Consider the following 25,448-nt stretch of genomic DNA (forward strand, 5'->3'; position numbering starts at 1 on the left):
TTGATGCACCACCCACCGCTGCCCCTGACCCGCGATCTGGTTCTCATTGGCGGCGGCCACACCCATGCATTATTGCTGCGCAAGTGGGGGATGAATCCGCTGCCTGGCGCACGGGTGACGGTGATCAACCCTGGCCCCACTGCGCCATATTCAGGGATGCTGCCGGGCTTTGTGGCCGGTCACTATGCCCGTCGGGAACTGGACATAGATCTTGTAAAACTGGCCCGCTTTGCTGGAGCACGGGTTATCCTGGGCGCGGTTTCCGGCATCGACACCGACCGACGCGAGGTTCGCGTGCCAGGCCGTCCGCCGGTGGCGTTTGATGTGGCATCGGTGAATGTTGGTATTACATCGGACATGCCCGCCCTGCCCGGTTTCGCCCAGCATGCTGTTCCCGCCAAACCGTTAGGCCCGTTTGCTGCCAGATGGGCAGAGTATCTGGAGGGATCAGGTGCTGCCTCTGTCGCGGTGATTGGCGGGGGTGTGGCGGGGGCCGAGCTAATCATGGCAATGGCCTTTGCTTTGCGCACCAAGGGCCGTACCGCACAACTGACCCTGATTGACAATGCGCACGCTCTAACGGCGACTCTTCCCAAATCCGCATCGACAATTCGAAAGGCGATGGTTGGCCTAGGTATCGAGGTCATCGAACAGGTATCTGTTTCCCACATCGCGCAGGATCACGTCGCGCTTGATGATGGCCGCCAAATCGCAGCCAGCTTTGTGACCGGTGCAGCAGGTGCAAAACCTTATGACTGGATCGCAAACACAGGGCTGGATCTTCAGGACGGCTTCATCCGCGTTGATGCACAGTTGCAATCCGGCGACCCCGCCGTTTTTGCGGCGGGCGACTGCGCACATCTGAACGAAAACCCTCGTCCCAAAGCCGGTGTTTATGCGGTGCGCGAGGCGCCTATCCTGTTCCAAAACCTAAGGGCCGCGTTAGGTTCAGGTGCCCCGCGTCGGTATGAGCCACAAAAAGATTACCTCAAACTGATTTCACTCGGCGGCAAATCCGCATTGGGGGAGCGGCTGGGAACCTCATTCAGCGGGTCGCTGATGTGGAAATGGAAAAACCACATCGACCAGAGCTTTATGAATAAATTCCGCGACCTGCCACAGATGAAACCACCGGCGTTGCCCCGCGAGCACGCGGCCGGTCTTACCGAAGCCTTAGGTGAAAAACCCATGTGCGGGGGCTGTGGTGCCAAGGTCGGGCGCGGCGCGCTGCAAACCGCGCTTGCCGATCTGCCCGCCCCCAATCGTGCAGATGTCACACCGCTGCCCGGCGATGATGCCGCCCTTTTGCAGACCGGAGGCGCGCGGCAGGTTATGACCTCGGACCATCTGCGCAGCTTCATCAACGATCCCGTTCTGATGACGCGTATTGCCGCTGTTCACGCCCTTGGGGACATCTGGGCCATGGGTGCCCGCCCGCAGGCCGCTACTGCAACGATCATCCTGCCTCGGATGTCGCCAAACCTCCAGCGTCGTACGATGGCCGAAATCATGGCTACGGCCAGCGACGTCATCCGCGATGCAGGGGCCGAGATTGTTGGCGGCCATAGTTCGATGGGTGACGAGATGACGGTGGGTTTCTCACTGACCGGCCTGTGTGACACGGACCCGATCACACTGTCCGGAGCGAGGCCCGGCGATGCTCTGATCCTAACCAAACCACTGGGCGGCGGCGTTCTGATGGCGGCAGAGATGGCGGGCGCCGCCAGAGGCGAATGGGTCGCGGCGGCCCTTGAGCAGATGGTTCAGCCGCAAAGCAAAGCCTCTGAGTTGTTGGCAGGTGCGCATGCGATGACCGACGTCACGGGTTTTGGCCTGGCTGGGCACCTGCTGGGCATGACCGAGGCCTCGGGTTGTGGTGCATCTCTGGATCTTGAGGCGGTTCCAGTAATGGAGGGCGCGCTGGAACTGAGCGCACAAGGCATCCGGTCAACGCTGTTCGAAGACAATCGAACGATTGCGCCCGAGTTACCGACAGGCGGCAAAGCCGACCTGTTGTTCGATCCCCAGACCGCCGGAGGTTTATTGGCTGCGATACCAGCAAACCGGGGGCAGATAGTCTGCGATGCGTTGCGAAAGGCGGGATACCCAGCCGCAATCATTGGCCACATGACCGACGCACCGGGGCTGTGCGTTCAAAGCTGATCCAAGGCGGCTTCGATCTTCGCTGCGGTGGCGGTCAGGCCCGCAGAATCCAGTGAGGGCGCGTGGATTTTCGCAATTACGTCCGCCCGGCGCACACGGCTGGACTTTGCATATGCAGGATCATAGTGCTGCTCGATCAAGGCTTGAGTCAGCGCTCGTTTATCGCCTGCGTCAATCAAATCCAGCCAACCGTCAACTACGTCATGCCCTCGGTGAAACCGCAGCGGCGATAAGCGGTCACGCAGGCGGTCATAGTCTGACAGAACGTCGTCATATGCGGACACCAAATAGTCCGAACGCGCCTGAACAGACGCTGTGATCTGAATACGCGGGGCTTGGCGCAAGGCGGCCCAAAGCGTGGGCGGCAAGATCAGAGATCCGATTTTGGACGACTCTGCCTCGACGACCACCGGGCGTGACGTGTCCAGACGGCAAAGCGCGGCGGCCAGTGCAGACTCGAACGCTTTTTGGCCGGGTTGACCGCCGGGCATCTCACCCAGCAGGGACCCACGGTGGTTGGCCAGCCCTTCCAGATCCAGAACCTGAACACCGCGAGTCGTGAGATGGACCAACAGTTCCGTCTTGGCGGTACCGGTGTATCCGTCTAACGCGATCAGACGATGTGGCAACGAGTCATCATACAAATACCGGTTTACCAATCGGCGGTAAGTGCGATAGCCACCCTCGACCACTTCGGCGCGCCAGCCGATCTGTTGCAGCATCCATGTAAACGATCCCGATCTTTGCCCACCGCGCCAGCAATAGACCAATGGTCGCCATCCACCTTCATGATGGGACAAGCTGTTTTCGATGTGGTTGGCCGCATTGCGAAACACCAACGCTGCCCCCAATTTGCGTGCCAGGAATGGGTTTTCCTGAACATAAATTGTGCCCACACGGGCGCGTTCTTCGTTGTTAAGAACCGGCAGGCTGATGGCGCCGGGAAGGTGGTCCTCGGCAAATTCCGCCGGGCTGCGCACGTCGATCACCGTGTCGAATTTATGGGCGTAAAGATCGGGCAGGCTTTCGAATTTCAGAACCATGTCAGAGGTCTATCCCGCATAGCTGGGAATGAAAAGGCGAGGCTAGTCTTGGATCGGTTCTATTAATTCCGGTCCGCTGGCGCGGTTCGAATTCACGGTTGGGTCAACTCGATGATAGCTGAGGACATCTTCGGGACCTGGTCGCATCAAACGCGCGGCCCCTTTTCCAGCCTCCCCCAGCCACAGCGACCAGTCATCGGGTTCCACAATCAAAGGCATACGGTGATGGATCGCGCTGAGATGCTTGTTAGCCGGTGTGGTCACGATGGCGCAAGTGCCCTGCCGCGCATCCTCAGGCCCCCAATCCTGCCAGACACCGGCAAATGCGATCGGTGCCTTGTCCTGACGGAAAATGTACCACGGCAACCTGTCGCCCTGCTCTGTCCTGGTCCATTCATAAAACCCGGTGGCAGCGATAAGGCAGCGGCGCTCGCGGCAGGCGGCGCGAAAGGCGGGCTTTTCAGCAAGCGTTTCCGCCCGAGCATTGATCAGCAACGGCCCCGCGTTTTCCGCCTTGTACCAATGGGGCAGAAACCCCCAGCGCAACGGGTCGAGCGTGCGCCCGTTTTCCCCCGCGCGCACCACGTGCACCTGATTGGTGGGGCATACATTGAAATTCGGCACCGCGGGCAGAGTATTGGCTGGACGCGCCGCAAAAAGCTGCGCCATCGCATCGTTGGGAAGTGTAACGGCAAACCGTCCGCACATGGGCCTTGTCCCTGTGTCCGAATATTCAAGCTGCTTCTGGACTTACTACAGAAAAGGCCGCGTCAAACGCGGCCTTTTGGATTGTTTGTCGAGGCAGATTTACTTCTGCTTGATACGCCCATCCAGATAAGGCTTATACGGCGCGTTTTCGGCTAGGTATTCCGCCGTTACGTCTGCCAGATCGGGCCCAAAGTCATATGCGTTCTTGTCGTCGCCCGAGAACATCTTGTAGCCGTCACCACCATTGCGAACATAATTATTCGTCACGACCAGATAGGTGGCTGCCGGATCAATCGGAACAAATCCGTCACCTTCGGCAACCATAACCTCGGATACGCGGCCCTCGTTTGGTGCGACAGCCGGATCCCAGGTGAACGTCAGACCTGCAACCTGCGGGAAGCGGCCTTTGACCTCTTCCACCTGGCTAACACCGTTTTCCAGCGCATCGATGACGCCCTGGCCACTGATCTCAAAGGTCGACAGCGTGTTTTGGAACGGCAGTACGGTCAGCACTTCGCCCATAGTCACGTCACCCGGATCAATCGAGGCCCGCAGGCCGCCTGAGTTGGCAATCGCAATCTTGACGCCCTGATCCGCGACCCGAGCCAGCATGGCGTCGGCTACAAGGTTGCCCATCTGGCATTCCTGCACACGGCAAACAGCGCGGTCGCCTTCAATGGCATCGGCCGAGCTTGCAACCACCTTGTTGCGGATTTCATCCAACGGCATCGCCAGCTCGGCAATACGATCCAGAGCGGCCTGATCCTCGGTGACGGTATTGTCCATGATCAGCGGCTCACCGGCCGCTTCGACCACGTTGCCGTCATCGTCAAAGGTCACATTCAGCTCACCCAGGAATTTACCGTAGGCATAAGCCTGAACGATCTGAACACCATTGACGACGGTCGGGTACGGGCCAGCGGCCTTGTCCGAAGTGTTCGACAGATAGGTGTTCGAATGACCGCCTACGATCACATCAACCCCGGTGGTTTCCTGCGCAACACGCTGGTCCACGCCATAGCCCGAGTGGCTGAGAACGATGATCTTGTTGATGCCTTCTCCGGTCAGCTTGTCGACCTCGGCCTGAACTGCGGGAACCGGATCAGAGAACGAGATATTGGGACCGGGCGAGGCAAGCTCATCAGTGTCAATCGGTGTCAGGCCGATCAGGCCGATCTTTTCGCCACCCACTTCGATCACGGTGGACTTCTTGATCTTGTCGGTCAACAGCTCTTCGTCCGCGATGTCCGCATTGGACATCAGAACCGGGAAATCGACCGAGTCGATAAAGCCGCGCAGAACCTCTGGGCCGTCGTCGAATTCGTGATTACCCACGGTCATCGCGTTATAGCCCAGTTTATTCATGAACTCGGCTGCGACCTTGCCCTTGTAGTAGGTATAGAACAGCGATCCCTGGAACTGGTCTCCACCATCAACCAGAATCGAATTCTCAGCACGGGCGCGCGCATCGGTTACGGCCGTGATCAAACGCGCAGACCCACCGAAACACTTGCCTTCGGCATTATCTTCGTCGCCGCAACCGCTGTCATACTTGTTGATCGGCTCAAACCGCGAGTGGAAATCGTTGGTGTGCAGAATCGTCAGCTTGTACTCGGCAAACGCCATGCCTGCGGTCAGGCTGAGCGCGGCGGCTGATGTCAAAAGACGCGTGAGCATAGTTTAACTCCCTATTGTTAATTGAGGCGATGTTGCGACGCACGACGCCGAGAGTCAAAGGGGGAAATCCAGCTTGATTCTACCCGTGGCCCGGTGCATCACGACGGCATGCTGATTTACAAAATTTTTAGGGCCGACGAATGGGCCACGTTACAGGCGCAAGGTGCGTCGGATGGCGCGCCAATCGATGTCACTGACGGATATGTCCATTTCTCAACCGCCGAACAGGCCGCAGAAACAGCCGCCAAACACTTCGCCGGTGTTGAAGGGTTGACCCTGCTGGCCTGTGACGTTGATGCGATGGGTGACGACCTGAAATGGGAAGTCTCTCGCGGTGACGCGTTGTTCCCGCATCTCTACCGGCAGATCCGAATGACCGATGTTGTCTGGTCCCGTGCCCTGCCTTTCGACGGAACGGTTCACCAGTTTCCGCAGGATATGAAATGACCAGCTTCATTGACCCGGAGCGCGCCCAGTTTGAGGCATTCAAAGACCTTGATCGGGATCACCCGATCGAAATGCTGAACCTGGTTAAGTTTCGTGACGATGCCGCGTATCCCGCGGGGCACAAACTTGCCGACGCCGGCCTGACCGGCGCGCAGGCCTATCGCAACTACGGTTCGGAAACAGCGCCGATCATTGCCCGCCTTGGTGCCTCGATCCTATGGCGCGGCGAGTTTGAAACAACGCTGATCGGCCCGCAGGATGAAGACTGGGACGCAGTGTTCATCGCCCGATATCCCACTGCGAACGCGTTCTTGGAAATGGTGACGGACCCTGCATATCAAAAAACCGTGGTGCACCGGCAAGCCGCAGTCCTAACCTCTCGGCTAATACGATGCGCCCCTGCCCGAGTCGGAGACGCATTCGGATGAAACTGACTGAAAAACTGGGGTTGGCAGCCCTGCACCGCTTGGACCCCGAGTCTGCGCACAGCCTGTCGATCAAGGCGCTAAAAGCCGGTTTGGCTCCTGCCCCGGGTCCTGTGACATCGTCTCGGCTGCGCACTCAAGTTGCGGGATTGGATTTGCCAAACCCCGTGGGACTGGCCGCTGGGTTTGATAAGAACGGCGAGGTTCTTGCGCCGCTGTCCCGCGCCGGGTTTGGGTTTATCGAGGTTGGCGCCGTGACACCGCGCCCACAGCCCGGTAATCCAAAACCCCGCCTGTTCCGCCTGACCGAAGACATGGCCGCCATCAACCGGTTCGGTTTCAACAACGAAGGCATGGAGGTCATGGCCCGCCGCTTGGCGGACCGTCCGAAGGACGCGGTGATCGGCCTGAACTTGGGTGCCAACAAGGACAGTGATGACCGCGCAGGTGATTTCGCAAGAGTTCTGGCTCATTGCGCCGCGCAATTGGATTTTGCCACGGTCAATGTCTCGTCCCCGAATACGGAAAAGCTGCGGGATCTGCAGGGCAAGGCGGCGCTTTCTGCCCTGTTAAGCGGCGTGATTGAAACCCGCGACGCTCTGCCCCGTCCGCTGCCGATCTTTCTAAAGATTGCCCCCGACCTGACCGATACCGAATTGCAGGACATCGCCGAAGTGGCCCGCGAAACCGGCGTGGATGCGGTGGTTGCCACCAACACCACTCTGTCACGCGATGGTCTGCGCAGCGCCCATAAGGGTGAAGCGGGCGGCCTGTCCGGCGCGCCCCTGTTCGAGAAATCGACCCGTGTTCTGGCGCGCCTCAGCCAGTTGACCGACGGGCAAATCCCGTTGATTGGCGTTGGCGGTATCGGGACAGCAAAGCAGGCTTATGCCAAGATTTGCGCGGGGGCTTCGGCTGTGCAGTTTTACACCGCGATGGTCTATGGCGGCATTTCACTGGCTGCAGACATAGCCCAAGGTCTGGACGATCTGTTGGCGCAAGACGGATTCACGTCGGTCGCAGAGGCCGTTGGCAGCAAAAGAGAGGACTGGCTGTGATTGAGTATTGGCATAACCCGCGCTGTTCAAAGTCCCGCGCCGGCCTTGCGTTGCTGGAAGACAATGGCGCGACCGTCGAGGTCCGGAGGTATCTGGAGGACGCGCCATCGACCGATGAGTTGCGCGCCGTGTTGTCCCAACTGGGAGTTCCCGCTATCGAGATCATGCGGACTGGCGAAAAGCGTTTCAAAGAACTGGGCCTCACCAAAACGACATCCGATGACGAACTGATCGGGGCAATGGCGGAAAATCCTATCCTGATCGAACGCCCTCTGGCCATTGCTGAGGACAAGGTCGCAATCGGTCGCCCGCCTGAAAACCTGCTATCGCTGCTTTAAGTGATCTGCGCTTCCAGCTTGGGATAGCGCCACCCCAACGTGACGCCGCGCACGATGTTCAGGACCATCAGCGCGGCCCACAACCCGTGATTGCCAAATGTCGGCACCAGCAGGAACAGGGCCACCACATAGATCGCTACCGACTGGATCATCGCCTGCCGCATGGCGCGCGTCCAGGTCGCCCCAATGTAAATGCCGTCGAACATCCAACTGGCGACACCAATCACCGGCGCCAGCGCGGCCCAAAGCAGAAACTCTCGCGCTGCAACTCGCACTTCGGGCGATGTCGACATCACATCGATCAGGGCCGGTCCGACCAGAAAGAACACCAGGCCAAGCAAAAAGGCACCGCCGACGCCCCATTGTGACGCCATGATCGACGCACGCCGGACCTGAGCGCGGTCTCGCGCCCCGACCGCACTGCCCACCAGCGCCTCTGCGGAAAAGGCGAAACCATCCAAGGCAAACGCGGTGATCTCAAGGAATTGCAGCAGCACCTGATTGGCCGCCAGGTTGACGTCGCCCAAGTCGGACCCGACGAACAGGAAGGTGGTGAACGCCCCGGTCAGCAGAACCGAGCGGACCATAATATCGCCATTCACCTGCATCATTCTGCGCAGGCGTGTGGCGTCGAAAATCCTCGGCCAGTCGCGCCATTGATTTCCGCTGAACGCGTCGCGACACAGCCAGAGACCAAGTGCTAATCCTGTCAATTCGGCGATTAGGGTGGCGATCGCCACGCCTTCTACGCCCCATCCCAGCCCCAACACGAACCAGAGGTCCAGCACGATGTTCAGGCCGTTCATCCAGATCTGAAGGATGAACACACCTTTGGTTCGCTCTACGGCGATCAGCCAACCCGTCACGGCGTACAGCGCAATCGTCGCCGGGGCACCCCAGATACGAATCTCCAGATAGGCGCGGGTCAGCGACTCGACCTCGGCGCTGGCTGGCGACAGGGCAAACGCGCCCCAGAACACCCAGACCTGTGTCACGATAAAGAACAAACCTGCCGCGCCGCCCAGCAATAGCCCGCGCATCAGCAAGGCTCCGGTTTCTGCCGTGTCCCCCGCGCCGCGTGCCTGAGCCGCCAGACCCGTTGTTCCCATACGTAGGAACCCAAACACCCAGTAGATGGTGGCCAGGATCACAGCACCCATACCGACAGCGCCGATTGGGGCCGCCTGCCCCAACTGCCCCACTACACCAGTGTCCACCGCCCCCAGAATTGGCACCGTCGCGTTGGATAACACGATCGGGGCCGCAATTCGGAGCACCCGCTTATGCGTAATGGGTGCCGAAGCGTCCTGCATGGCGCTCTATTTTCCGTCGGTAGCGGGTTGCGGCATCAGGAAATGCCCCGAAGCCTGTGCAAAAAGCCGCGCGTGATTGTCCTGCCAGGCCTCAACCCGAACCGAGGCGTACCGACGTCCCGCCCGACTGATGAATGCACGCGCATAGGCATCGCGTGGCAGACCAGACCGCAGATAGTCGACGGTGAAATCGACCGTTTTCGGAAAGCGTACCTTTTCGTAGTCGGCGATATCACTGGCATCCAGTTCCCCGCTTTCGATCTTGGGCAGCAAGAACTCCCAACTCAGCGTGATGACGGCCGTGACCTCGAGGAACGCCGCAGTGACACCGCCGTGCAGCGCAGGCAGTAACGGGTTGCCGATCAGCTTTTGGTCGAAATTCAACACGCCAGTCAATTCGTCGCCACGACGATCAAATCCGATGTCTAGGAAGCGGATGTAAGGCACACCTTCGACTATAGCGTTAAGCGCTGCATCCCGGCGTTGTTTCACGACCTGGACAGGTTCGGGACGAGAACGCGCCATTACAGACCCTCCACCGTGAATGATCCTGCTGCGGTCGCCACTGGAAGACCTTCGTCTTCGTCCATTGCCGTGGCGCGCACAAAGGCGACGTTCCGCGTGATGTGGTAACACGTTGCCTGGGTTGTAATCGTCTGTCCCGGTGTTGCCGCCCGCATGTAGTCGATCCTCAGGTCAATCGTTGCCGTGCCGCCAGGTGCAGACGGATGGCTCATAACAGCGGCACCGCAACACGTATCCAAGGCAGCGAATACCGCCCCTCCATGAATCACCCCGGTGCGCGGATCGCCGACCAGTTCTTTGCTGTAGGGCATTGTTATCCCTGCTTCGCCATTTCCGATTGAGGTCAGTTTCAGACCCAATGCCCTTGCGTGCGGGATCGCCTCGATAAACTGGCGCGCAATTGCGGCTTTGTCGACCATGTACTTGAATCCGTTCTTTTGGTTTATCCCTTTATGAGCCCGTGTCCGCCAAAAGAGCAAGCCCGCCGGTTGCGCTTGCCGCTGACAAAACATAGTCTGCGCCAGAGGAGATCAGGAATGTCCGACAACCGTTTGTCATTCAAAGAGATGTGCGCCGAGTTCGATGTGACTCCGCGTACCCTGCGCTACTATGAATACATCGAATTGCTGCAACCTGACCGGGAAGGCAGGTCGCGATACTATGGTCCGCGAGAATGCGCACGCATGACTTTGATCCTGCGCGGCCGCAAATATGGGTTCTCGCTGGAAGATATCCGCCAGTGGCTGTTGATCTATGAAAACGAGGGCAACGAGGTTCAGATGCGTGCTTTTGTCGACGTCGCCGACAAGCAGATCGTCGAACTGAACCAGCAAAAGCAGCAACTGGACGAGGCAATTGATGCCTTGACCCAGATGCGCGACCAGACGGCCAAATCACTCAAGTGATTCCGCGGGCGTGCCGTCGCACACCCAAAAAATGACGCGAGCTCCGCAATTTCCGGGCATGCCTTAGTGTGTGCCGAGCTGCACTTTGGAGTTTGACCCATCCAAATTCCGTTACGTTAAACGCTAAAAAGTCAGCAATCCGCGACTTGACGCGTGAGGAAGTTACGTAAACTTATTTTGTGACGCAGCGTTCACATTACGTGAACGTCATCTACGTGTTGTAACGTGCGCATCGACTGCGCAACTGACTTTCATTGACGCCAGTGACGAGAGTGCTGAAACCATGACCGAAGATCTGATGACCATCCGCGAAATGTGCGAGACCTACGATGTCACGCCGCGCACTTTGCGGTTTTACGAGGCCAAAGAGCTTTTGTTTCCGATCCGTGAGGGCCAGAAACGGCTATTCACCAAAAGCGACCGGGCCCGCCTGAAACTGATCCTGCGCGGCAAGCGCTTTGGGTTCAGCCTTGAAGAAATCCGCCAGCTTCTGGACCTGTATCACGTGGGCGACCAGCAACTAACTCAGATTTCCCGCACCTACGAGATAGCGTGCGAGCGTCTGGAGGACATGGAAGCGCGCCGCGAAGAGCTGACGCAAGCAATCGACGACCTGAAAGAGCAGTTGCGCTGGGGCGAAAAAGTCATCGCCTCGATGAAACAAGACAAAAAGGCCGCCGAGTAAACTCCTCGCCTGCCTGCCACCCGGACATATGAATTAAAGGGAGCTTCACATGCCCGTCTACAACGCGCCAACCAAAGACACGCAGTTCATTCTGCACAATGTTCTGAAAATCTCGGAGTCCGACGTTCCGGGCTATGACGAACTTGAGACCGAATTCACCGGTGCTGTTCTGGAAGAAGCAGGCAAGGTTGCCACTAACATTCTTTTGCCGCTGAACGTGGTTGGCGACACCGAGGGGTGCCGCCTCGAAAACGGCATCGTCTACACGCCAGCAGGCTTTAAAGACGCCTTCGAGCAGGTAAAAGAAGGCGGCTGGACCGGTCTGGACATGCCCGAAGAGTTTGGCGGCCAAAACATGCCTTACGTTCTGGGCACTGCCGTTGGCGAGATGTTCTCGGCCTCGAACACAGCGTTCACCATGTACCAGGGCCTGACACACGGCGCGGCCTCGGCCATTCTGGCACACGGTTCTGACGAGCAGAAAAACACCTATCTTCCGAAGATGGTCAGCTGTGAGTGGACAGGCACCATGAACCTGACCGAACCGCATTGCGGCACCGATCTGGGCCTGATGCGCACCAAGGCAGAGCCGCAGGGCGATGGCAGCTACAAAATCTCTGGTCAGAAGATTTTCATCTCGGCCGGTGATCACGACATGGCCGACAACATCATCCATCTGGTGCTGGCCAAGATCCCCGGTGGCCCTGACGGCATCAAAGGTGTTTCGCTGTTCATTGTGCCCAAATTCATGGTGAACGAGGACGGTTCGCTGGGCGAACGCAACGGCGTATCGGTCGGCAAGATCGAAGAGAAAATGGGCATCCACGGCAACTCGACCTGCGTCATGAATTATGACGGCGCGACCGGTTATCTGATCGGCGAGGAAAACAAAGGCATGCGCGCCATGTTCACCATGATGAACGAAGCGCGTCTGGGTGTTGGGATGCAAGGTCTGTGCCAAGCCGAAATCGCCTATCAAAACGCTGTGGAATACGCCAAGGATCGTCTGCAGGGGCGCGCAGTGACTGGTGCTGAAAACCCCGAAGGACCGGCTGACCCGCTGATCGTGCACCCCGATATTCGCCGCAATCTGATGGACCAGAAAAGCTTCACCGAAGGTGCGCGCGCGTTCATTCTGTGGGGCGCATCGCTGATTGACCGTGTTCACCGTTCTGGTGACAAGGACGCGGACGGCCTGATTTCTCTGCTTACACCGGTTATCAAGGGCTTCCTGACAGATCAGGGCTATGACATGACGGTGCAGGCTCAGCAGGTTTATGGTGGCCACGGCTACATCGAAGAATGGGGCATGTCGCAATACACCCGCGACGCCCGCATCGCGATGATCTACGAAGGCGCAAACGGCGTTCAGGCGCTGGACCTTGTCGGCCGTAAACTGGCACAGGATGGCGGCAAGCATGTCATGGCCTTCTTTGAAATGGTTAAAACCTTCTGTAAGGAAAACGGTGGCAAGGACGAAGCCTATGACAAAGCATTTGTCGAGCCACTGAAAGCTGCGTCCAAGGACCTGCAGTCCGCTGGCATGTACTTTATGCAGGCAGGCATGAAGAACCCGAACAACGCTCTGTCCGGTTCTTATGACTTCATGCACATGTTCGGCCATGTTTGCCTGGGCCTGATGTGGGCGCAGATGGCCAAGGCCGCGCAAGAAGCGCTGGACGGTGGTGCGTCGGACAAAGAGTTCTACGAGACCAAGATCAACACCGGTCGTTTCTACATGGCCCGCCGTTTGCCTGCCACAGGCATGCATTTGGCACGCATCCAGACGGGCGCGGACACGGTCATGGCACTGGACGCGGCAAACTTCTGAACTCAATCTGGGTCCGGGTGATATTGCCCGGACCCAGCCTACCGGAGGAACCACATGCCGAAGCGATTTCGACTGACCCGCCGCTTCCCCGTCGCAATGACCGAGGATGGGTATCGCAAGCTCAAGGCGTTCGCGCGCGAGGCTGGTTTGGACGAAGGAGAGGCACTGTCGTTTTTGTTCGAGAACTTCAACAGCGTGATCAACGAGGACAACCTGACCCACCGCCTGCGTATCTTCAATTCGGAGCTGGATGATCGCAAACGGTAAAAACATCAGCCACCTTCAATCAGGTGGGCGTGTTTTCAGAAAGACAAACCCCAATGGCGCTTAGCCTTATGGTTCGTCTTTCTCGAAATACGCGAAATTCGACTTCGCACCATGCGCCTTGGGAGGGGCGATTGCATGACCATCAAACTTCATTGCTTTGGAGAAAGCGGAAACAGCTACAAGGCTGCCTTGGCCTTGGAAATGTCCGGACTGGAGTGGGAGCCGGTTTTTGTCGACTTCTTCAAAGGCGTGACACGTACTCCCGAATACCGCGCCGAAGTCAATGAAATGGGCGAAGCGCCTGTCTTGATCGACGGCGATTTCCGCACCAGTCAATCCGGTGCCATTCAGGCCTATGTGACTGAGAAATCGGGCAAGTTCGGCGGTAAGGACCGGGAAGAGAATTACGACATTCTGCGCTGGGTGCTGTGGGACAATCACAAGCTCAGCTCGATGGCCGGCCTGACCCGTTTCCTGATCAATTTCCTCCCCGAACAGCACCGTAATCCCGATGTGATTGCCTTCAATCAAGGGCGGTTGAAGGCCGCTTACCAAGTGTTGAATGATCATCTGAACGGCCGCGACTGGATTGTTGGCGACGATGTCACGAACGCCGATCTCAGCTGCTGCAGCTATCTGTATTACCCCGAACCATTCGGCTTTGACCGCGCCGACTGGCCCCATATCGACGCCTGGCTGTCTCGCTTGTCCGAACAGCCCGGCTGGAAACACCCCTATGACCTGATGCCCGGCAACCCGTCGGATCGAGCTTGAGGAGAAGACCCATGACCGAAGCATATATCTATGACGCTCTGCGCACCCCGCGCGGCAAGGGCCGCAAGGATGGCAGCCTGCACGAGGTAACCTCGGTGCGCCTGTCCGCCCTGACCCTGAACGCGATGAAAGAGCGTAACAACCTCGAAGGCCACGCCGTAGAAGACGTGATCTGGGGCAACGTCACGCAGGTGATGGAGCAAGGCGGCTGTCTTGCGCGCTCGGCTGTTCTGGCCTCTGATCTGGATCAGTCGATCCCCGGTCTGGCAATCAACCGTTTCTGCGCCTCCGGCATGGAAGCTGTGAACCTCGCGGCGAACCAGGTCAAAGGCGGCGCAGGTGAGGCTTACATCGCAGGTGGCGTCGAAATGATGGGCCGCGTGGCCATGGGCAGCGATGGCGCTGCGATTGCCGTTGACCCGTCGCTGGCAATGGATACCTATTTCGTTCCGCAGGGCATCTCGGCCGACATCATTGCGACTGAGTACGGTTTCTCCCGTGATGACGCCGACGCGCTGGCGGTTGAATCGCAAAAGCGCGCCGCAGAAGCATGGGCAGATAACCGGTTCGAAAAGTCGGTGATCACCGTCAAAGACCAGAACGGCCTGACCATTCTGGATCGCGACGAATATATGCGCCCCGGCACTGACATGCAGAGCCTTGGTGCGCTGAACCCGTCCTTCCAGATGATGGGCGAGCAGATGCCCGGCTTCGACAAGGTTGCGATGCTGAAATACCCGCATCTTGAGCGCGTGAACCACATCCACCACGCGGGCAACAGCTCGGGCATCGTGGACGGTGCGGCGGCTGTTCTGATCGGCAACAAGGAATTCGGCGAGAAATACGGCCTCAAACCGCGCGCACGCATCAAGGCAACCGCCAAGATCGGTACTGACCCGACAATTATGCTGACCGGTCCGGTTCCTGTGACCGAGAAAATTCTGGCCGACAACGGCATGAAGATCAGCGATCTGGACCTGTTCGAAGTGAACGAAGCCTTCGCCTCGGTCGTGCTGCGCTTCCAGCAGGCGTTTGATGTGGATCCGGCGCTGGTCAACCCCAATGGTGGCTCGATCGCGATGGGCCACCCGCTGGGTGCAACCGGTGCGATGATCATCGGTACGCTGCTGGACGAGCTGGAGCGTCAGGACAAGGAAACCGGACTGGCCACGCTCTGCATCGCGTCCGGTATGGGTGCGGCAACCATTATCGAGCGGGTCTGATGCCTAAGCTGGATCTCTCTCAGATCCCGTTTAAGGGTGGCTCGTCCTATCCCGGCAAGCTGGCGGAGGCGACCGCAGGTCGTTTCGTCCAGCGTGTCGGCGATGCGGGCGGGCTGTCCCAATACGGGGTCAACATAGTGCGGCTTGAGCCGCAAGGCATGTCTTCGCTGCGCCACTACCACATGGAGCAGGACGAATTTGCCATCATGCTCAGCGGCACCTGCGTGCTGATCGATGACGATGGTGAGCATGAGATGCAGCCCGGCGACTGCGCCGCTTGGCCCGCAGGTGAGGCCAATGGCCACCACCTTGTGAACAAAACCGATGCGCCCGCGACCTTTCTGGTGATGGGCACACGGACCCCGACCGAGACCGCGTATTACAGCGACATAGACATGATGGTGAAGGATGATGAAAACGGATTCTCCTTCACCCGCAAGGATGGCAGCCCGCTGACGGCTGACCAGATTGGAGATGACAATGACTGATTTCACTCTGAGCAAGGACGCAGACGGCGTCGCCATTATTACCTGGGACGTTCCCGGCAAAACCATGAACGTGATGTCCTTTGACGGACTGGCGCAGCTAAGCGATCAGATCGATCAGGCGCTGGCTGATGACGAGGTCAAAGGCATCATCATCACTTCGGGCAAAGAAGGGTCCTTCGCGGGCGGCATGGACCTGAACCTGTTGGCCGTTATGAAAGAACAGGCGGGTGACAACCCGGCAAAAGGCCTGTTCGAAGGCACGATGCAAATGCACGCCCTGCTGCGCAAGATTGAACTGGCGGGCATGGACCCTAAGACCAAGAAGGGCGGCAAGCCGATTGCTACCGTTTTGCCCGGCACCGCTGCGGGCATCGGTATGGAGCTGCCCCTATCCACGCACCGCATCTTTGCAGCAGAAAACCCCAAGGCGAAGTACGGCCTGCCCGAAATCATGGTCGGCATTTTCCCCGGCGCGGGCGGTACCACCCGGATGGTCCGCAAGGTTGGCGCGATTGCCGCGGCTCCGCTGCTGTTGGAAGGCAAGATGCTGGACGTCAAAAAAGCCAAGGGCGCAGGCTATATCGACGAGATCGCAGCCGACCCGATGGCAGCAGCCAAGGAATGGGTGCTGAACGCCAAGGATGCCGATCTGGTCAAACCGTGGGATGCGAAGGGCTACAAGATGCCCGGCGGTGCCCCCTACCATCCTGCAGGCTTCATGAACTTCGTTGGTGCGTCGGCGATGGTGAACGGCAAGACTCAAGGCGCCTTCCCTGCGGCCAAAGCTCTGCTGAGCGCGGTCTACGAAGGTGCTCTGGTCGATTTCGACACTGCGCTGAAGATCGAGGCGCGCTGGTTCACCTCCGTGCTGATGAATCCATCCTCGGGCGCGATGATCCGGTCGCTGTTCTTGAACAAGGAAGCGCTGGAGAAAGGCGCTGTGCGTCCCGCAGGCGTTCCGGATCAGTCGGTCAAGAAGATCGGCGTTTTGGGTGCAGGCATGATGGGTGCCGGTATCGCGCTGGTATCCGCTCAAGCCGGTATGGAAGTGGTTCTTGTGGACCGCGATCAGGAAGCTGCAGACAAAGGCAAGGCTTACACCGAGAGCTATCTCGACAAGGGCATGAAGCGCGGCAAAGTCACGGCTGAGAAAAAAGAGGCCATGCTGGCCCGCATCACCGCGACCCCGGATTTGGACAACCTCAAAGGCTGCGATCTGATCATCGAAGCCGTCTTCGAAGACGTGGGCGTCAAGGCCGACATGACCAAGAAGGTCGAGGCGATCATCCCCGAGGACTGCATCTTTGCCTCGAACACCTCGACCCTGCCGATTACCGATCTGGCCAAGGCTTCGGTACGTCCGGATCAGTTCATCGGCATCCACTTCTTCTCGCCGGTCGAGAAGATGTTCCTGGTCGAGATCATCAAGGGTAAGGAAACTGGTGATCGCGCGGTGGCCAAGGCGCTGGACTATGTGCGCCAGATCCGCAAGACGCCAATCGTGGTCAACGATGCGCGTTTCTTCTACGCCAACCGTTGCATCATTCCCTACATCAACGAAGGTCTGCGCATGATCACCGAGGGCGTCAGCCCTGTGTTGATCGACAACGCCGCGCGTCAACTGGGCTTCCCGGTTGGTCCGATCCAGCTGAACGACGAGACCTCGATTGATCTGGGCGCCAAGATTGCGCGCGCGACCAAGGCGGCGATGGGCAATGCCTATCCGGAAAACCCGGGCGACGATCTGATCTTCTGGATGGAAGAAGAGGGTCGTCTGGGCCGCAAAGCAAACGCGGGCTTCTTTGACTACGACGAAAAGGGCAAGCGCACCGAGTACTGGAAAGGTCTGCAGGAGAAATACCCACACGCCGAAAACCAGCCCGACCTGATCGAGGTGCAGGAGCGTCTGATGTTCGCTCAGGTTCTGGAAGCGGTCCGCGCCCTGGAAGAAGGTGTTCTGGAAGACATCCGCGAAGGCGATGTGGGCGCGATCCTTGGCTGGGGCTTTGCGCCTTGGTCGGGTGGCCCGCTAAGCTGGCTGGACATCATCGGCACGCCTTATGCCGCCGAACGTTGCGACCAGTTGACGGCAAAGTATGGCGAGCGTTTCGCCTGTCCGCCGCTGCTGCGTGAGATGGCCAAGAAAGGCCAGAGCTTCTATGGTCGTTTCGATCCTGAAGCGAAGGCTGCTTAAAGCAATAGACGCTGGTGCGGGTTACCGCGCCAGCGTCATTCTTTAACCAATAACTTTTTGAAATTAGAATATCGGAGCAGGCCGTCCCGGCCGCCCAGGACGACGCGCGCCTTTTACAGGCCGCACCGGAAATATCGGGTTCTCCATGATCGGTGCCGGTACTGCGCCCAGTGAATTCGCCAGAACAGCAATGTCCCTGCTATGCGCTACCATATCGATCAGGTCCTCGGTCCGCTCGGCATCGACCACCTTGTATGAGGCGTTCGCTGGCCGGCTGTTCGACCCAAAGCGTCCCGCAGGACAGAAGGCGCGCAGACCACCCTCGATATAAATCACTTCGTCTTGTTCAAAGAACAGTGAACAAACCTCAAAGAGAAGTGACGGCGCGCTGGACGATAGCCGGAACGTACCGCTAAGAACCCGTGCAGGCACCACAGGCATGCTGATGGGCAGCGTGATTGGGCCGCGGTTGAATTTGGTATTGTCCAACGCCACGCCCTGCTCTGGCATTAACCAGACCGGGTCTCCGTTATATAAAGTGTTCGACGGCACCCGAACCGGCAGATTTTCAGGTTTGGTTTCACTGGCAGGGATTGCGATACAATCTGTCGAGACCCGAGAGACAGCCCTGAACCCATTGTCCAATGTGCGGATCAGATCGCCAGCTTGCAGCCCTTCAACGGGTTGCCACCCACGATCCGTCGAGATCTTTGTACCGTGAACAAATCCGCCTCGACGCGCATTCAGCGAAACTGCAGGGCTATCCTGCACTTCATGGCTCGGAACGTCTTCATAACTCAAAACACTCTGTACTTTTAACACGTGTCGCACCCACTTCTGACACAAAACAACTACTCATAACGATTAGCACAAGATGGACTCGGGCGACTTATTTTGGTCACATTATGGTCCAATTTGGGCTTCTAAAGCAGTGAAAAACAACAGTTCTTTGAACAACACTGCGCTAATTAAGCAAATTGGCGGCTATTTGGAAACTATGATCGGCGTAGGTGGTCGTCCGAACTACCGAATCTGTTTGAGATTGCGACCGATTGCGATCGAGCCCTGTCCCGTCTGCTGCCCCTCGGACTTTGATGACCGGCGCTGGCCCATCCAAGACAGCGGGTAAGCCACAGGACAGGGCTAGGCCGGCTCGGGTCGGCCAACCTCGCGCCCAGCACGCCAGCCCAACAGGACGCCAGCGAGTGCAATCAAGCCAATCCCGGCAATCTGCATCGGCCCAATCGCCTGCCCAAAGGCCGCAAAAGCAAAGAGTGGGCCAAAGATCATGACCGAGTATTCAAAGACCGCGACATAGGATGGCTCGCCCACCTGATATGCTTTGATCAGCATGAAGACGGCAATCGTGGATCCAACTGCCTGTATTGCGATCCACGGCAATGCGGGTTGCATCTGCCAGACCCAGCCCCGCGTGGCAAAGCCATCGGGTCCATCCAGCGCGGCCACTGGAAATAGCTCGAGAACCAGAAGGCCGATCGCCCCCGCCGACCCCAGCGTGATGATCATCGCGGCCAACAGAGCGACAGTGCTTTCATCCGAACAGTGGCTGCGCGTAATAACGGCACTCAGCGCATAAAACAGCCCCCCTGCCACGGGCAGAAGACTGCGGGTGTCAAAATCGTAGGGGTCAAGCTGCAGTACGCACAGGATTCCCGCAAATCCCAGCAGAACCGCAAAGATGCGCCACGGGCCAATCCGTTGCTTCATTGCAAGTGCTGAGATCAAGAGGACAAAGATCGGCGATGTGAACAACCCTGCCAGCGCCTGCGCAATGGGCATGACCGCAAGCGACGCAAAATAGAACAGCATGGCCAGTGTGATCAGCACGCTGCGCAGAATCACCGGGCCAATCCGCTTGGGCCGCATTTTACCCAATCCCAACAGCGACAGACCAAAGATCAGCGGCAACATCAGCAACGCGCGGCTCAGGTGGAATTGCCACAGACCAACCGTTTCCGCCAGCAGGATCACAACATTGTCTATCACCCCGATGATCGCCATAGCCGAAATCATCAGCACCGATGCCAGTATGGGTGAGGTCCGAGTGTCCGCCTGCATATATTGCCTCGAAAAAACGGTGGAACACGGCAGGCCAATCCTCCGCGCGCCGTAGTATCCAGCACATTTTCCGCAGATGGCGCAACTGGTTTGCGCCCTTTGAATTTACCATGCTAAGCTGAGACAAAATAATAACGAGCAAACCTCACCTTGATGACGGCTCTGAAACAGTACCAGCGGATCGAAGCCACCGGTCTGTGGCGCCCCTCGCCCGACGTTCAGCGGCGCGAGGTTGTGGTGTCGATTGGCGAAGCGACGCTGACGATTTCGGATTTCAACGACCGGGCGCTGACCCATTGGTCGCTGGCTGCGCTGGAACGGCAGAACCCCGGTAGCTATCCTGCCATCTTCAACCCGGATGGTGACCCGGACGAAACACTTGAGCTGGAAGAATCTGAAACCACGATGATCACGGCCATCGACCGGTTGCAAAAAGCGATTGATCGGTCGCGCCCGCATCCCGGGCGGTTGCGCTGGTTGAGTGTTGCGGGTGTGGTCGCAGCGGTTGTCGCACTGTTGCTGCTTTGGGTTCCCGCCGCGCTGCAGAGCCATGTCGTGTCCGTTGTGCCCGAGATCAAGCGATACGACATAGGAGATACGATCCTGCACCGCATCGAACGAGTTTCGGGGGCAGCCTGCACATCAGAAGATGCGCAGGCAGCGCTGGATCAACTTGCGACCCGTACCGGGGTGAGAGAGGTCGTGATTTTGCCTGCCGGAGCGCAAACAAGCCTCAGCCTGCCCGGTGGAATTATCTTGTTGAACCGGTCTTTGGTTGAAGATCACGAAGACCCATCCATCGCCGCCGGATACATCATCGCCGAACGTGCGCGGGCTGCCGTACAGGATCCATTGGATGAGTTGCTGGACCGAACCGGCCCGACCACAGCGTTCCGCCTGCTGACGACCGGAGAGCTGACGCCTGAAATCGTTGACGCCTATACCGAGCAGGTCTTGTCAGAACCGCGCCCGTCTTTATCCGATCAGGATTTACTTGAGGTTTTCGCCCAAGCGGCACTACCCTCGACGCCATATGCCTATGCGGTGGATGTTACAGGGGAAACCACGCTGGGCCTGATCGAGGCCGACCCGATGGCCGGGCGCCCCCTGCCGCAAGTGCTGCCGGACCGCGATTGGGTCCGGCTGCAGAATATCTGTGGCGAGTAAGCCCGGTTACTTGGTGCCAAACATCCGGTCACCAGCATCGCCCAGCCCCGGCATGATATAGCCCTTCGAGTTCAGCTCGCGATCCAGCGACGCCGTGACGATGTTCACGTCGGGATGTGCCTCTTTCATGCGCTCAACGCCTTCGGGTGCGGCCAACAGGCAGAGAAAGCGGATATCGGTTGCCCCCGCCTCTTTCAGAAGATCAATCGCCGCAGCCGAGCTGTTGCCGGTGGCCAGCATCGGGTCAACGGCAATCACCAGACGGTCTTTCAGGCCTTCGGGAGCCTTGAAGTAGTACTGCACCGGCTTCAGCGTTTCTTCATCCCGGTAGAGGCCAACAAAGCCCACACGCGCCGATGGGACCAGTTCCAACACCCCGTCCAACATTCCGTTGCCCGCCCGCAGGATCGACACCAGCGCCAGCTTCTTGCCTGCAAGAATGGGGGCGTCCATCTCCTCCATCGGGGTTTCTATGTGGCGGGTAGTCAGCTTCAGCTCCCGCGTGACCTCATAGGCCAGCAGCAGCGTAATTTCGCGCAGCAGCTGACGGAAAACGGCGGTCGAAGTGCCCTTGTCCCGCATGAGCGTCAGTTTGTGCTGCACCAGCGGGTGATCAACGACAGTCAGGTGTTCGCTCATGTTCTCTCCAGTCTTTTCTTGACCCGTTCACGGGTTTCATCATCGCAGAAAGCCGCGTTCAAGGCGGTGTCGTTCAGGGCCGCGAAATCTTCGGCGTCCCAGCCAAATGCCTCGTGCAACATCTCATATTCGCGCCGCATTGTGGTATGGAAAAACGGTGGATCATCGGTCGAGACTGTGACCTTCACACCGTGATCGCGCAACCGGGCAATCGGATGTGCCGCAAAATCCGGGAACAGGCCCAGAACCACGTTGGAACCGGGGCAGACCTCAAGCGTGACATCACGATCGATGAGTTCGCGGATCAGGTCGTCATCTTCAATTGCGCGAACGCCGTGGCCGACCCGTTCGACGCCGAGGTCCCGAACGGCATCGCGCACGCTATCGGGGCCTCCGAACTCTCCGGCATGGGTGGTCAGGCGCAACCCTGCTTCGCGGGCGCAATCAAAGGCCCATTTGTAATCGCCCTGCGTCCCGACGCCCTCGTTGCCGCCCATTCCAAATCCGGTGATCCAGTCACCCGCGGTCTCGGCGGCGCAATGCGCGCTTTGTTTTGCCTGTTCGGGTCCGAAGTGACGAACACAAGTGACAACCCCGCGCAGGGTGATATCAAATTTGCGTTCCGCTTCATCCGCCGCGTCCCGTATGGCGTTCAGATAGTCGCGCCACGCGTGTACGTCCCCTCCGCCACAGAAATCGGGGCTTAGGAAGGTTTCCGAATAGACCACCCCGTTCTGGGCGCTTTCTTCCAGAATGGCCAAGGTCAGACGACGGAAATCCTCAGGCGATTTGAGCACTTCGCAAGCGGCCTCATACACGCTAAGGAAATGGGCGAAATCACGGAAGTCATAGCTTCCATCCGGTTTGAAGATTCCACTCAGGTCAACGCGTTTTTCATGCGCAAGTTGGCGAATGAAAGCAGGCGGCGCTGCACCTTCATGGTGCAGGTGCAACTCGATTTTTGGTAGGTCTGCGACGGTCATAGAAAACTCTTCCCCGGCCCTTGCGCCGGAACATTCAGGTGGTGCGCGATACTGGCGGCGACATCGGCAAAATCGACAGCTCCGATTTGCCCGGCACCCTGGCCTGCAATCAGAACAGGCACCTGCTCGCGCGTGTGGTCGGTGCCGATCCAGCTGGGGTCATTGCCATGATCGGCGGTCAGTAACATCAGGTCGCCCGGACGCAACTTTTTCAGGATCGTCCCGATTTCACGGTCGAACCACTCCAGGGCGCGGGCATAGCCGCTGATATCCCGGCGGTGGCCATAAAGGCTGTCGAACTCAACAAAATTGACAAAGGTCAGACTGCCCTCTTCGGCCTGATCGACAAGATCGGACAAGTGGCCCATCAACTCGGCATCCGAGCCTTTGCGCAACGTGTCGATCCCCTGCATCGAGAAGATGTCGCCGATCTTGCCTACCGCATGGACCCGACGCCCCGCATCCTGCACCCAGTTGGTCAGCACGGGCGCAGGAGGCAGTATGGCGAAATCCTTGCGGTTGGTGGTGCGGGTAAAGCCCTGTTCGGCTGAACCAACAAAGGGCCGTGCAATAACGCGGCCCACTTTCATCTCATGCAAACGCGGGGCAAGCGTCTTGCACATGTCCAACAGTCGGTCGAGACCAAAGCTTTCCTCATGCGCGGCGATCTGGAAAACGCTATCGGCCGAGGTATAGCAGATCGGCCAGCCGGTCCTCATATGCTCGGCCCCCAAATCGGCAATGATTGTCGTGCCCGAGGCGTGACAATCGCCCAGAATTCCGTCCGTACCAGCAGCTTCGGCCGCAGCACGGCTCAGGTCGGCAGGGAAGGACGGCGGCGTAACCGGGAAGTAGTGCCAGTCCCACGGCACCGGCAGGCCAGCCAGTTCCCAATGACCCGAAGGCGTGTCCTTGCCCGGCGAGTGCTCTCTCGCGCACCCCCAGCGACCAGACGGGTCAGCCTCCAGCCCAGGTGTGTCGGCGTCGGACGCAAGCCGTGTTGCCGCCCCCAATCCCAGCGCATCTAGGTTTGGCAGGTACAGCGGGCCTGAACGCCCCTCTTCAGCCCGCCCTTCAGCGCAGGCCTGTGCAATATGGGCCAGCGTGTTTGCTCCGGTATCTGGCGTTTCGCCATTGAAAAACCGATCAGTATCCGGCGCGCCGCCGATACCGACCGAGTCCATTACCACCAGAAATGCCCGGGTCACGGCGTAATCCTTTCGTGGACCAGAGTGGGTTCCATCGGGGCGCCGTCACCGATCGTGATCGCCTTCAGAACAGCATCTGCGGCCTGTCGCGCAGCGTCCTCACGTGCCGCGTGGATCACCGCCAACGGCGCGCCCTTCTCGACCTTGTCGCCCAGCCGGGCAATGTCAGACAGACCGACGGCGGGGTCGATAACGTCATCTTCAACCTGCCGTCCACCGCCCAGCGCAACAACCGCCAGGCCCAGCGCTTCGCCGTCTATCGCGGTGATGTGTCCGCTGGTCGGTGCCGGAACCTCAAGGATCACGCTGGCTTCGGGCAGGTAGCGAGACCAGTTTTCGACAAACTGCAAAGGTGCGCCCACAGCCGCCATCATGCGGCCAAAGCGTTCAGCCGCGCGACCATCGCGAATGACATCCGTGATCTTGTCGCGCCCTTCATCGGCGGTTGCGAACATCCCCGCATCCGCCAGCAGAACCCCGCCCAACTCGGCCGAGATTTCGGCCAGCGGGGCGTAAGGATCCTGGGTCATGACTTTCATCACCTCGGCCACTTCCAACGCATTCCCCAGTGCTGGGGCCAAAGGTTGGTGCATATCGGTAATGACAGCCGAGGTCCGGCAGCCCGCCGCATTCGCGGTTTCCGACAAGGCGCGCGCCAGTTTTCGCGCATCCTCCAACGTCTTCATAAACGCACCGCTACCGACCTTGACATCCAGCACTAAAGCCTCAGGGCTGGCAGCCAGTTTTTTGGACAGGATCGACGCAGTGATCAGGTCCAAGCTTTCAACCGTCGCCGTCACGTCTCGGATCGCATAGAGGCGTTTGTCTGCCGGGGCGATCTGCCCCGTCGCCCCAACAATAGCCGCGCCCGTTTCCTGCAGAATCTGCATCAGGCGATCCTGACTAATCTGGGTGCTGACGCCGGGAATGGCCTCAAGCTTGTCCAGCGTACCGCCGGTATGACCCAAGCCCCGCCCCGAGATCATGGGGACATAAGCCCCCAACTCGGCCAGCGCTGGGGCGAGCACGAGGCTCACGCTATCCCCAACGCCACCAGTCGAGTGTTTATCGAGGACCGGACCGTCAAAGTCCCAGCTCAGCACATCGCCACTGTCGCGCATGGCTACCGTCAGGTCGGCGCGCCCTTGGGCACCCAGCCCGCCCATACAGACAGCCATGGCAAAAGCTCCCGCCTGCGCGTCGCTGACACCACCATCGGCCAAGCCTTGCGCGAACCAGCTCAATTCTTCACCGGTCGGAACCTCGTGCCGGCGCAGTTTTGCAATGATCGAACGGGCGTCCATGGGG

General features: G+C 58.8%; 26 protein-coding genes. 14 read left to right on the plus strand and 12 right to left on the minus strand.

Annotated features, from left to right (window positions below; genetic code table 11):
• Positions 1-3: 3 nt before the first annotated feature.
• Positions 4-2,163 (plus strand): selenide, water dikinase SelD, encoded by a 2,160-nt coding sequence (gene selD / locus GOW16_RS18020; protein WP_170417715.1) that lies wholly within the window; start codon positions 4-6, stop codon positions 2,161-2,163.
• Here selD and mnmH read toward each other — a convergent pair.
• The 3 genes from mnmH to GOW16_RS18035 all read right to left on the minus strand — a co-directional run bounded on the left by mnmH (position 2,154) and on the right by GOW16_RS18035 (position 5,591).
• Positions 2,154-3,206, minus strand: coding sequence for a tRNA 2-selenouridine(34) synthase MnmH (mnmH, locus tag GOW16_RS18025; protein WP_170417718.1), 1,053 nt, complete (start codon positions 3,204-3,206; stop codon positions 2,154-2,156). The genes selD and mnmH overlap by 10 nt on opposite strands.
• Before the next feature lie 42 nt (positions 3,207-3,248).
• The gene (locus GOW16_RS18030; RefSeq protein ID WP_170417721.1) at positions 3,249-3,914 is read right to left on the minus strand and encodes an SOS response-associated peptidase; all 666 of its coding nucleotides are present in this window, start codon (positions 3,912-3,914) and stop codon (positions 3,249-3,251) included.
• A 99-nt stretch (positions 3,915-4,013) separates the two neighbouring features.
• Entirely contained in the window at positions 4,014-5,591 is a 1,578-nt protein-coding gene (locus GOW16_RS18035; RefSeq protein ID WP_170417724.1) for a bifunctional metallophosphatase/5'-nucleotidase, read from the minus strand.
• Between the two features lie 108 nt (positions 5,592-5,699).
• On the opposite strand from GOW16_RS18035, the gene GOW16_RS18040 reads away from it, so the two are divergent.
• Genes GOW16_RS18040 through arsC form a run of 4 tightly spaced genes read left to right on the plus strand, consistent with a single transcriptional unit; the run spans position 5,700 to position 7,859 of the window.
• Entirely contained in the window at positions 5,700-6,038 is a 339-nt protein-coding gene (locus GOW16_RS18040) for a DUF952 domain-containing protein (RefSeq protein WP_170417727.1), read from the plus strand.
• Complete coding sequence (locus GOW16_RS18045) at positions 6,035-6,466, plus strand: DUF1330 domain-containing protein (RefSeq protein ID WP_170417730.1); 432 nt, start codon at positions 6,035-6,037, stop codon at positions 6,464-6,466. Before GOW16_RS18040 ends, GOW16_RS18045 begins: the two co-directional genes overlap by 4 nt.
• On the plus strand, positions 6,463-7,521 hold the full coding sequence (locus GOW16_RS18050) for a quinone-dependent dihydroorotate dehydrogenase (RefSeq protein WP_170417733.1): 1,059 nt from the start codon (positions 6,463-6,465) through the stop codon (positions 7,519-7,521). Before GOW16_RS18045 ends, GOW16_RS18050 begins: the two co-directional genes overlap by 4 nt.
• Positions 7,518-7,859 carry an arsenate reductase (glutaredoxin) gene (arsC, locus tag GOW16_RS18055; RefSeq protein ID WP_170417736.1) on the plus strand — a complete coding sequence of 114 codons (342 nt, stop codon included), beginning with the start codon at positions 7,518-7,520 and terminating at the stop codon, positions 7,857-7,859. The genes GOW16_RS18050 and arsC overlap by 4 nt, the downstream gene beginning before the upstream one ends.
• On the opposite strand, the gene GOW16_RS18060 is transcribed toward arsC, so the two are convergent.
• Genes GOW16_RS18060 through GOW16_RS18070 form a run of 3 tightly spaced genes read right to left on the minus strand, consistent with a single transcriptional unit; the run spans position 7,856 to position 10,116 of the window.
• Positions 7,856-9,172, minus strand: a complete 1,317-nt coding sequence (locus GOW16_RS18060) for an MATE family efflux transporter (RefSeq protein ID WP_170417739.1) — start codon at positions 9,170-9,172, stop codon at positions 7,856-7,858. The two genes, arsC and GOW16_RS18060, sit on opposite strands and share 4 nt — an antisense overlap.
• Positions 9,173-9,178: 6 nt before the next feature.
• Positions 9,179-9,697 carry a PaaI family thioesterase gene (locus GOW16_RS18065; protein WP_170417741.1) on the minus strand — a complete coding sequence of 173 codons (519 nt, stop codon included), beginning with the start codon at positions 9,695-9,697 and terminating at the stop codon, positions 9,179-9,181.
• Positions 9,697-10,116: a PaaI family thioesterase gene (locus GOW16_RS18070; RefSeq protein ID WP_113790396.1), complete on the minus strand. Its 420-nt coding sequence runs from the start codon at positions 10,114-10,116 to the stop codon at positions 9,697-9,699. The genes GOW16_RS18065 and GOW16_RS18070 overlap by 1 nt, the downstream gene beginning before the upstream one ends.
• A gap of 117 nt (positions 10,117-10,233) precedes the next feature.
• On the opposite strand from GOW16_RS18070, the gene GOW16_RS18075 reads away from it, so the two are divergent.
• From GOW16_RS18075 to GOW16_RS18110, 8 genes are all read left to right on the plus strand, one after another.
• Entirely contained in the window at positions 10,234-10,602 is a 369-nt protein-coding gene (locus GOW16_RS18075) for a MerR family transcriptional regulator (RefSeq protein WP_170417744.1), read from the plus strand.
• A gap of 283 nt (positions 10,603-10,885) precedes the next feature.
• Positions 10,886-11,287 carry a MerR family transcriptional regulator gene (locus GOW16_RS18080; protein ID WP_170417747.1) on the plus strand — a complete coding sequence of 134 codons (402 nt, stop codon included), beginning with the start codon at positions 10,886-10,888 and terminating at the stop codon, positions 11,285-11,287.
• A gap of 49 nt (positions 11,288-11,336) precedes the next feature.
• Positions 11,337-13,118 carry an acyl-CoA dehydrogenase C-terminal domain-containing protein gene (locus GOW16_RS18085; protein ID WP_170417750.1) on the plus strand — a complete coding sequence of 594 codons (1,782 nt, stop codon included), beginning with the start codon at positions 11,337-11,339 and terminating at the stop codon, positions 13,116-13,118.
• Between the two features lie 54 nt (positions 13,119-13,172).
• Positions 13,173-13,385, plus strand: a complete 213-nt coding sequence (locus tag GOW16_RS18090; RefSeq protein ID WP_170417753.1) for a hypothetical protein — start codon at positions 13,173-13,175, stop codon at positions 13,383-13,385.
• 135 nt (positions 13,386-13,520) lie between these two features.
• Positions 13,521-14,159: a glutathione S-transferase family protein gene (locus GOW16_RS18095; protein ID WP_170417756.1), complete on the plus strand. Its 639-nt coding sequence runs from the start codon at positions 13,521-13,523 to the stop codon at positions 14,157-14,159.
• Positions 14,160-14,170: 11 nt separating this feature from the next.
• Positions 14,171-15,382, plus strand: coding sequence for an acetyl-CoA C-acetyltransferase (locus GOW16_RS18100; RefSeq protein ID WP_170417759.1), 1,212 nt, complete (start codon positions 14,171-14,173; stop codon positions 15,380-15,382).
• Positions 15,382-15,870: a cupin domain-containing protein gene (locus GOW16_RS18105; protein ID WP_170417762.1), complete on the plus strand. Its 489-nt coding sequence runs from the start codon at positions 15,382-15,384 to the stop codon at positions 15,868-15,870. The genes GOW16_RS18100 and GOW16_RS18105 overlap by 1 nt, the downstream gene beginning before the upstream one ends.
• Complete coding sequence (locus GOW16_RS18110) at positions 15,863-18,064, plus strand: 3-hydroxyacyl-CoA dehydrogenase NAD-binding domain-containing protein (protein ID WP_170417765.1); 2,202 nt, start codon at positions 15,863-15,865, stop codon at positions 18,062-18,064. The genes GOW16_RS18105 and GOW16_RS18110 overlap by 8 nt, the downstream gene beginning before the upstream one ends.
• Positions 18,065-18,127: 63 nt before the next feature.
• Here the strand turns inward: GOW16_RS18110 and GOW16_RS18115 are convergent, their stop codons facing one another.
• Together GOW16_RS18115 and GOW16_RS18120 are read right to left on the minus strand one after the other, a co-directional pair.
• Complete coding sequence (locus GOW16_RS18115) at positions 18,128-18,886, minus strand: Hint domain-containing protein (RefSeq protein WP_368039936.1); 759 nt, start codon at positions 18,884-18,886, stop codon at positions 18,128-18,130.
• A 321-nt stretch (positions 18,887-19,207) separates the two neighbouring features.
• Entirely contained in the window at positions 19,208-20,143 is a 936-nt protein-coding gene (locus tag GOW16_RS18120; RefSeq protein WP_170417768.1) for a DMT family transporter, read from the minus strand.
• 153 nt (positions 20,144-20,296) lie between these two features.
• Here GOW16_RS18120 and GOW16_RS18125 point away from each other — a divergent pair, with 153 nt between their 5' ends.
• Positions 20,297-21,310 (plus strand): hypothetical protein, encoded by a 1,014-nt coding sequence (locus tag GOW16_RS18125; protein ID WP_170417771.1) that lies wholly within the window; start codon positions 20,297-20,299, stop codon positions 21,308-21,310.
• Positions 21,311-21,316: 6 nt separating this feature from the next.
• On the opposite strand, the gene upp is transcribed toward GOW16_RS18125, so the two are convergent.
• Genes upp through GOW16_RS18145 form a run of 4 tightly spaced genes read right to left on the minus strand, consistent with a single transcriptional unit; the run spans position 21,317 to position 25,444 of the window.
• Entirely contained in the window at positions 21,317-21,949 is a 633-nt protein-coding gene (upp, locus tag GOW16_RS18130) for a uracil phosphoribosyltransferase (protein ID WP_170417774.1), read from the minus strand.
• Positions 21,946-22,932: an adenosine deaminase gene (locus GOW16_RS18135; protein WP_170417777.1), complete on the minus strand. Its 987-nt coding sequence runs from the start codon at positions 22,930-22,932 to the stop codon at positions 21,946-21,948. Before GOW16_RS18135 ends, upp begins: the two co-directional genes overlap by 4 nt.
• Positions 22,929-24,140 carry a phosphopentomutase gene (locus tag GOW16_RS18140; protein ID WP_170417780.1) on the minus strand — a complete coding sequence of 404 codons (1,212 nt, stop codon included), beginning with the start codon at positions 24,138-24,140 and terminating at the stop codon, positions 22,929-22,931. The genes GOW16_RS18135 and GOW16_RS18140 overlap by 4 nt, the downstream gene beginning before the upstream one ends.
• A complete protein-coding gene (locus GOW16_RS18145; protein WP_170417783.1) occupies positions 24,137-25,444 on the minus strand; it encodes a thymidine phosphorylase in 1,308 nt (435 codons plus the stop codon). The genes GOW16_RS18140 and GOW16_RS18145 overlap by 4 nt, the downstream gene beginning before the upstream one ends.
• Positions 25,445-25,448 lie beyond the last annotated feature (4 nt).

Source organism: Ruegeria atlantica, from assembly GCF_013033965.1.
In the GTDB taxonomy this organism is placed as follows: Bacteria; Pseudomonadota; Alphaproteobacteria; order Rhodobacterales; family Rhodobacteraceae; genus Ruegeria; species Ruegeria atlantica_D.

Bases quoted from the DNA above. Each gene is read 5' to 3' on its own strand.
- selD (WP_170417715.1), top strand. From the start codon at position 4: ATGCACCACCCACCGCTGCCCCTGACCCGCGATCTGGTTCTCATTGGC.
- mnmH (WP_170417718.1), bottom strand. From the start codon at position 3,206: ATGGTTCTGAAATTCGAAAGCCTGCCCGATCTTTACGCCCATAAATTC.
- GOW16_RS18030 (WP_170417721.1), bottom strand. From the start codon at position 3,914: ATGTGCGGACGGTTTGCCGTTACACTTCCCAACGATGCGATGGCGCAG.
- GOW16_RS18035 (WP_170417724.1), bottom strand. From the start codon at position 5,591: ATGCTCACGCGTCTTTTGACATCAGCCGCCGCGCTCAGCCTGACCGCA.
- GOW16_RS18040 (WP_170417727.1), top strand. From the start codon at position 5,700: ATGCTGATTTACAAAATTTTTAGGGCCGACGAATGGGCCACGTTACAG.
- GOW16_RS18045 (WP_170417730.1), top strand. From the start codon at position 6,035: ATGACCAGCTTCATTGACCCGGAGCGCGCCCAGTTTGAGGCATTCAAA.
- GOW16_RS18050 (WP_170417733.1), top strand. From the start codon at position 6,463: ATGAAACTGACTGAAAAACTGGGGTTGGCAGCCCTGCACCGCTTGGAC.
- GOW16_RS18060 (WP_170417739.1), bottom strand. From the start codon at position 9,172: ATGCAGGACGCTTCGGCACCCATTACGCATAAGCGGGTGCTCCGAATT.
- GOW16_RS18065 (WP_170417741.1), bottom strand. From the start codon at position 9,697: ATGGCGCGTTCTCGTCCCGAACCTGTCCAGGTCGTGAAACAACGCCGG.
- GOW16_RS18070 (WP_113790396.1), bottom strand. From the start codon at position 10,116: ATGGTCGACAAAGCCGCAATTGCGCGCCAGTTTATCGAGGCGATCCCG.
- GOW16_RS18075 (WP_170417744.1), top strand. From the start codon at position 10,234: ATGTCCGACAACCGTTTGTCATTCAAAGAGATGTGCGCCGAGTTCGAT.
- GOW16_RS18080 (WP_170417747.1), top strand. From the start codon at position 10,886: ATGACCGAAGATCTGATGACCATCCGCGAAATGTGCGAGACCTACGAT.
- GOW16_RS18085 (WP_170417750.1), top strand. From the start codon at position 11,337: ATGCCCGTCTACAACGCGCCAACCAAAGACACGCAGTTCATTCTGCAC.
- GOW16_RS18090 (WP_170417753.1), top strand. From the start codon at position 13,173: ATGCCGAAGCGATTTCGACTGACCCGCCGCTTCCCCGTCGCAATGACC.
- GOW16_RS18095 (WP_170417756.1), top strand. From the start codon at position 13,521: ATGACCATCAAACTTCATTGCTTTGGAGAAAGCGGAAACAGCTACAAG.
- GOW16_RS18100 (WP_170417759.1), top strand. From the start codon at position 14,171: ATGACCGAAGCATATATCTATGACGCTCTGCGCACCCCGCGCGGCAAG.
- GOW16_RS18105 (WP_170417762.1), top strand. From the start codon at position 15,382: ATGCCTAAGCTGGATCTCTCTCAGATCCCGTTTAAGGGTGGCTCGTCC.
- GOW16_RS18110 (WP_170417765.1), top strand. From the start codon at position 15,863: ATGACTGATTTCACTCTGAGCAAGGACGCAGACGGCGTCGCCATTATT.
- GOW16_RS18120 (WP_170417768.1), bottom strand. From the start codon at position 20,143: ATGCAGGCGGACACTCGGACCTCACCCATACTGGCATCGGTGCTGATG.
- GOW16_RS18125 (WP_170417771.1), top strand. From the start codon at position 20,297: ATGACGGCTCTGAAACAGTACCAGCGGATCGAAGCCACCGGTCTGTGG.
- upp (WP_170417774.1), bottom strand. From the start codon at position 21,949: ATGAGCGAACACCTGACTGTCGTTGATCACCCGCTGGTGCAGCACAAA.
- GOW16_RS18135 (WP_170417777.1), bottom strand. From the start codon at position 22,932: ATGACCGTCGCAGACCTACCAAAAATCGAGTTGCACCTGCACCATGAA.
- GOW16_RS18145 (WP_170417783.1), bottom strand. From the start codon at position 25,444: ATGGACGCCCGTTCGATCATTGCAAAACTGCGCCGGCACGAGGTTCCG.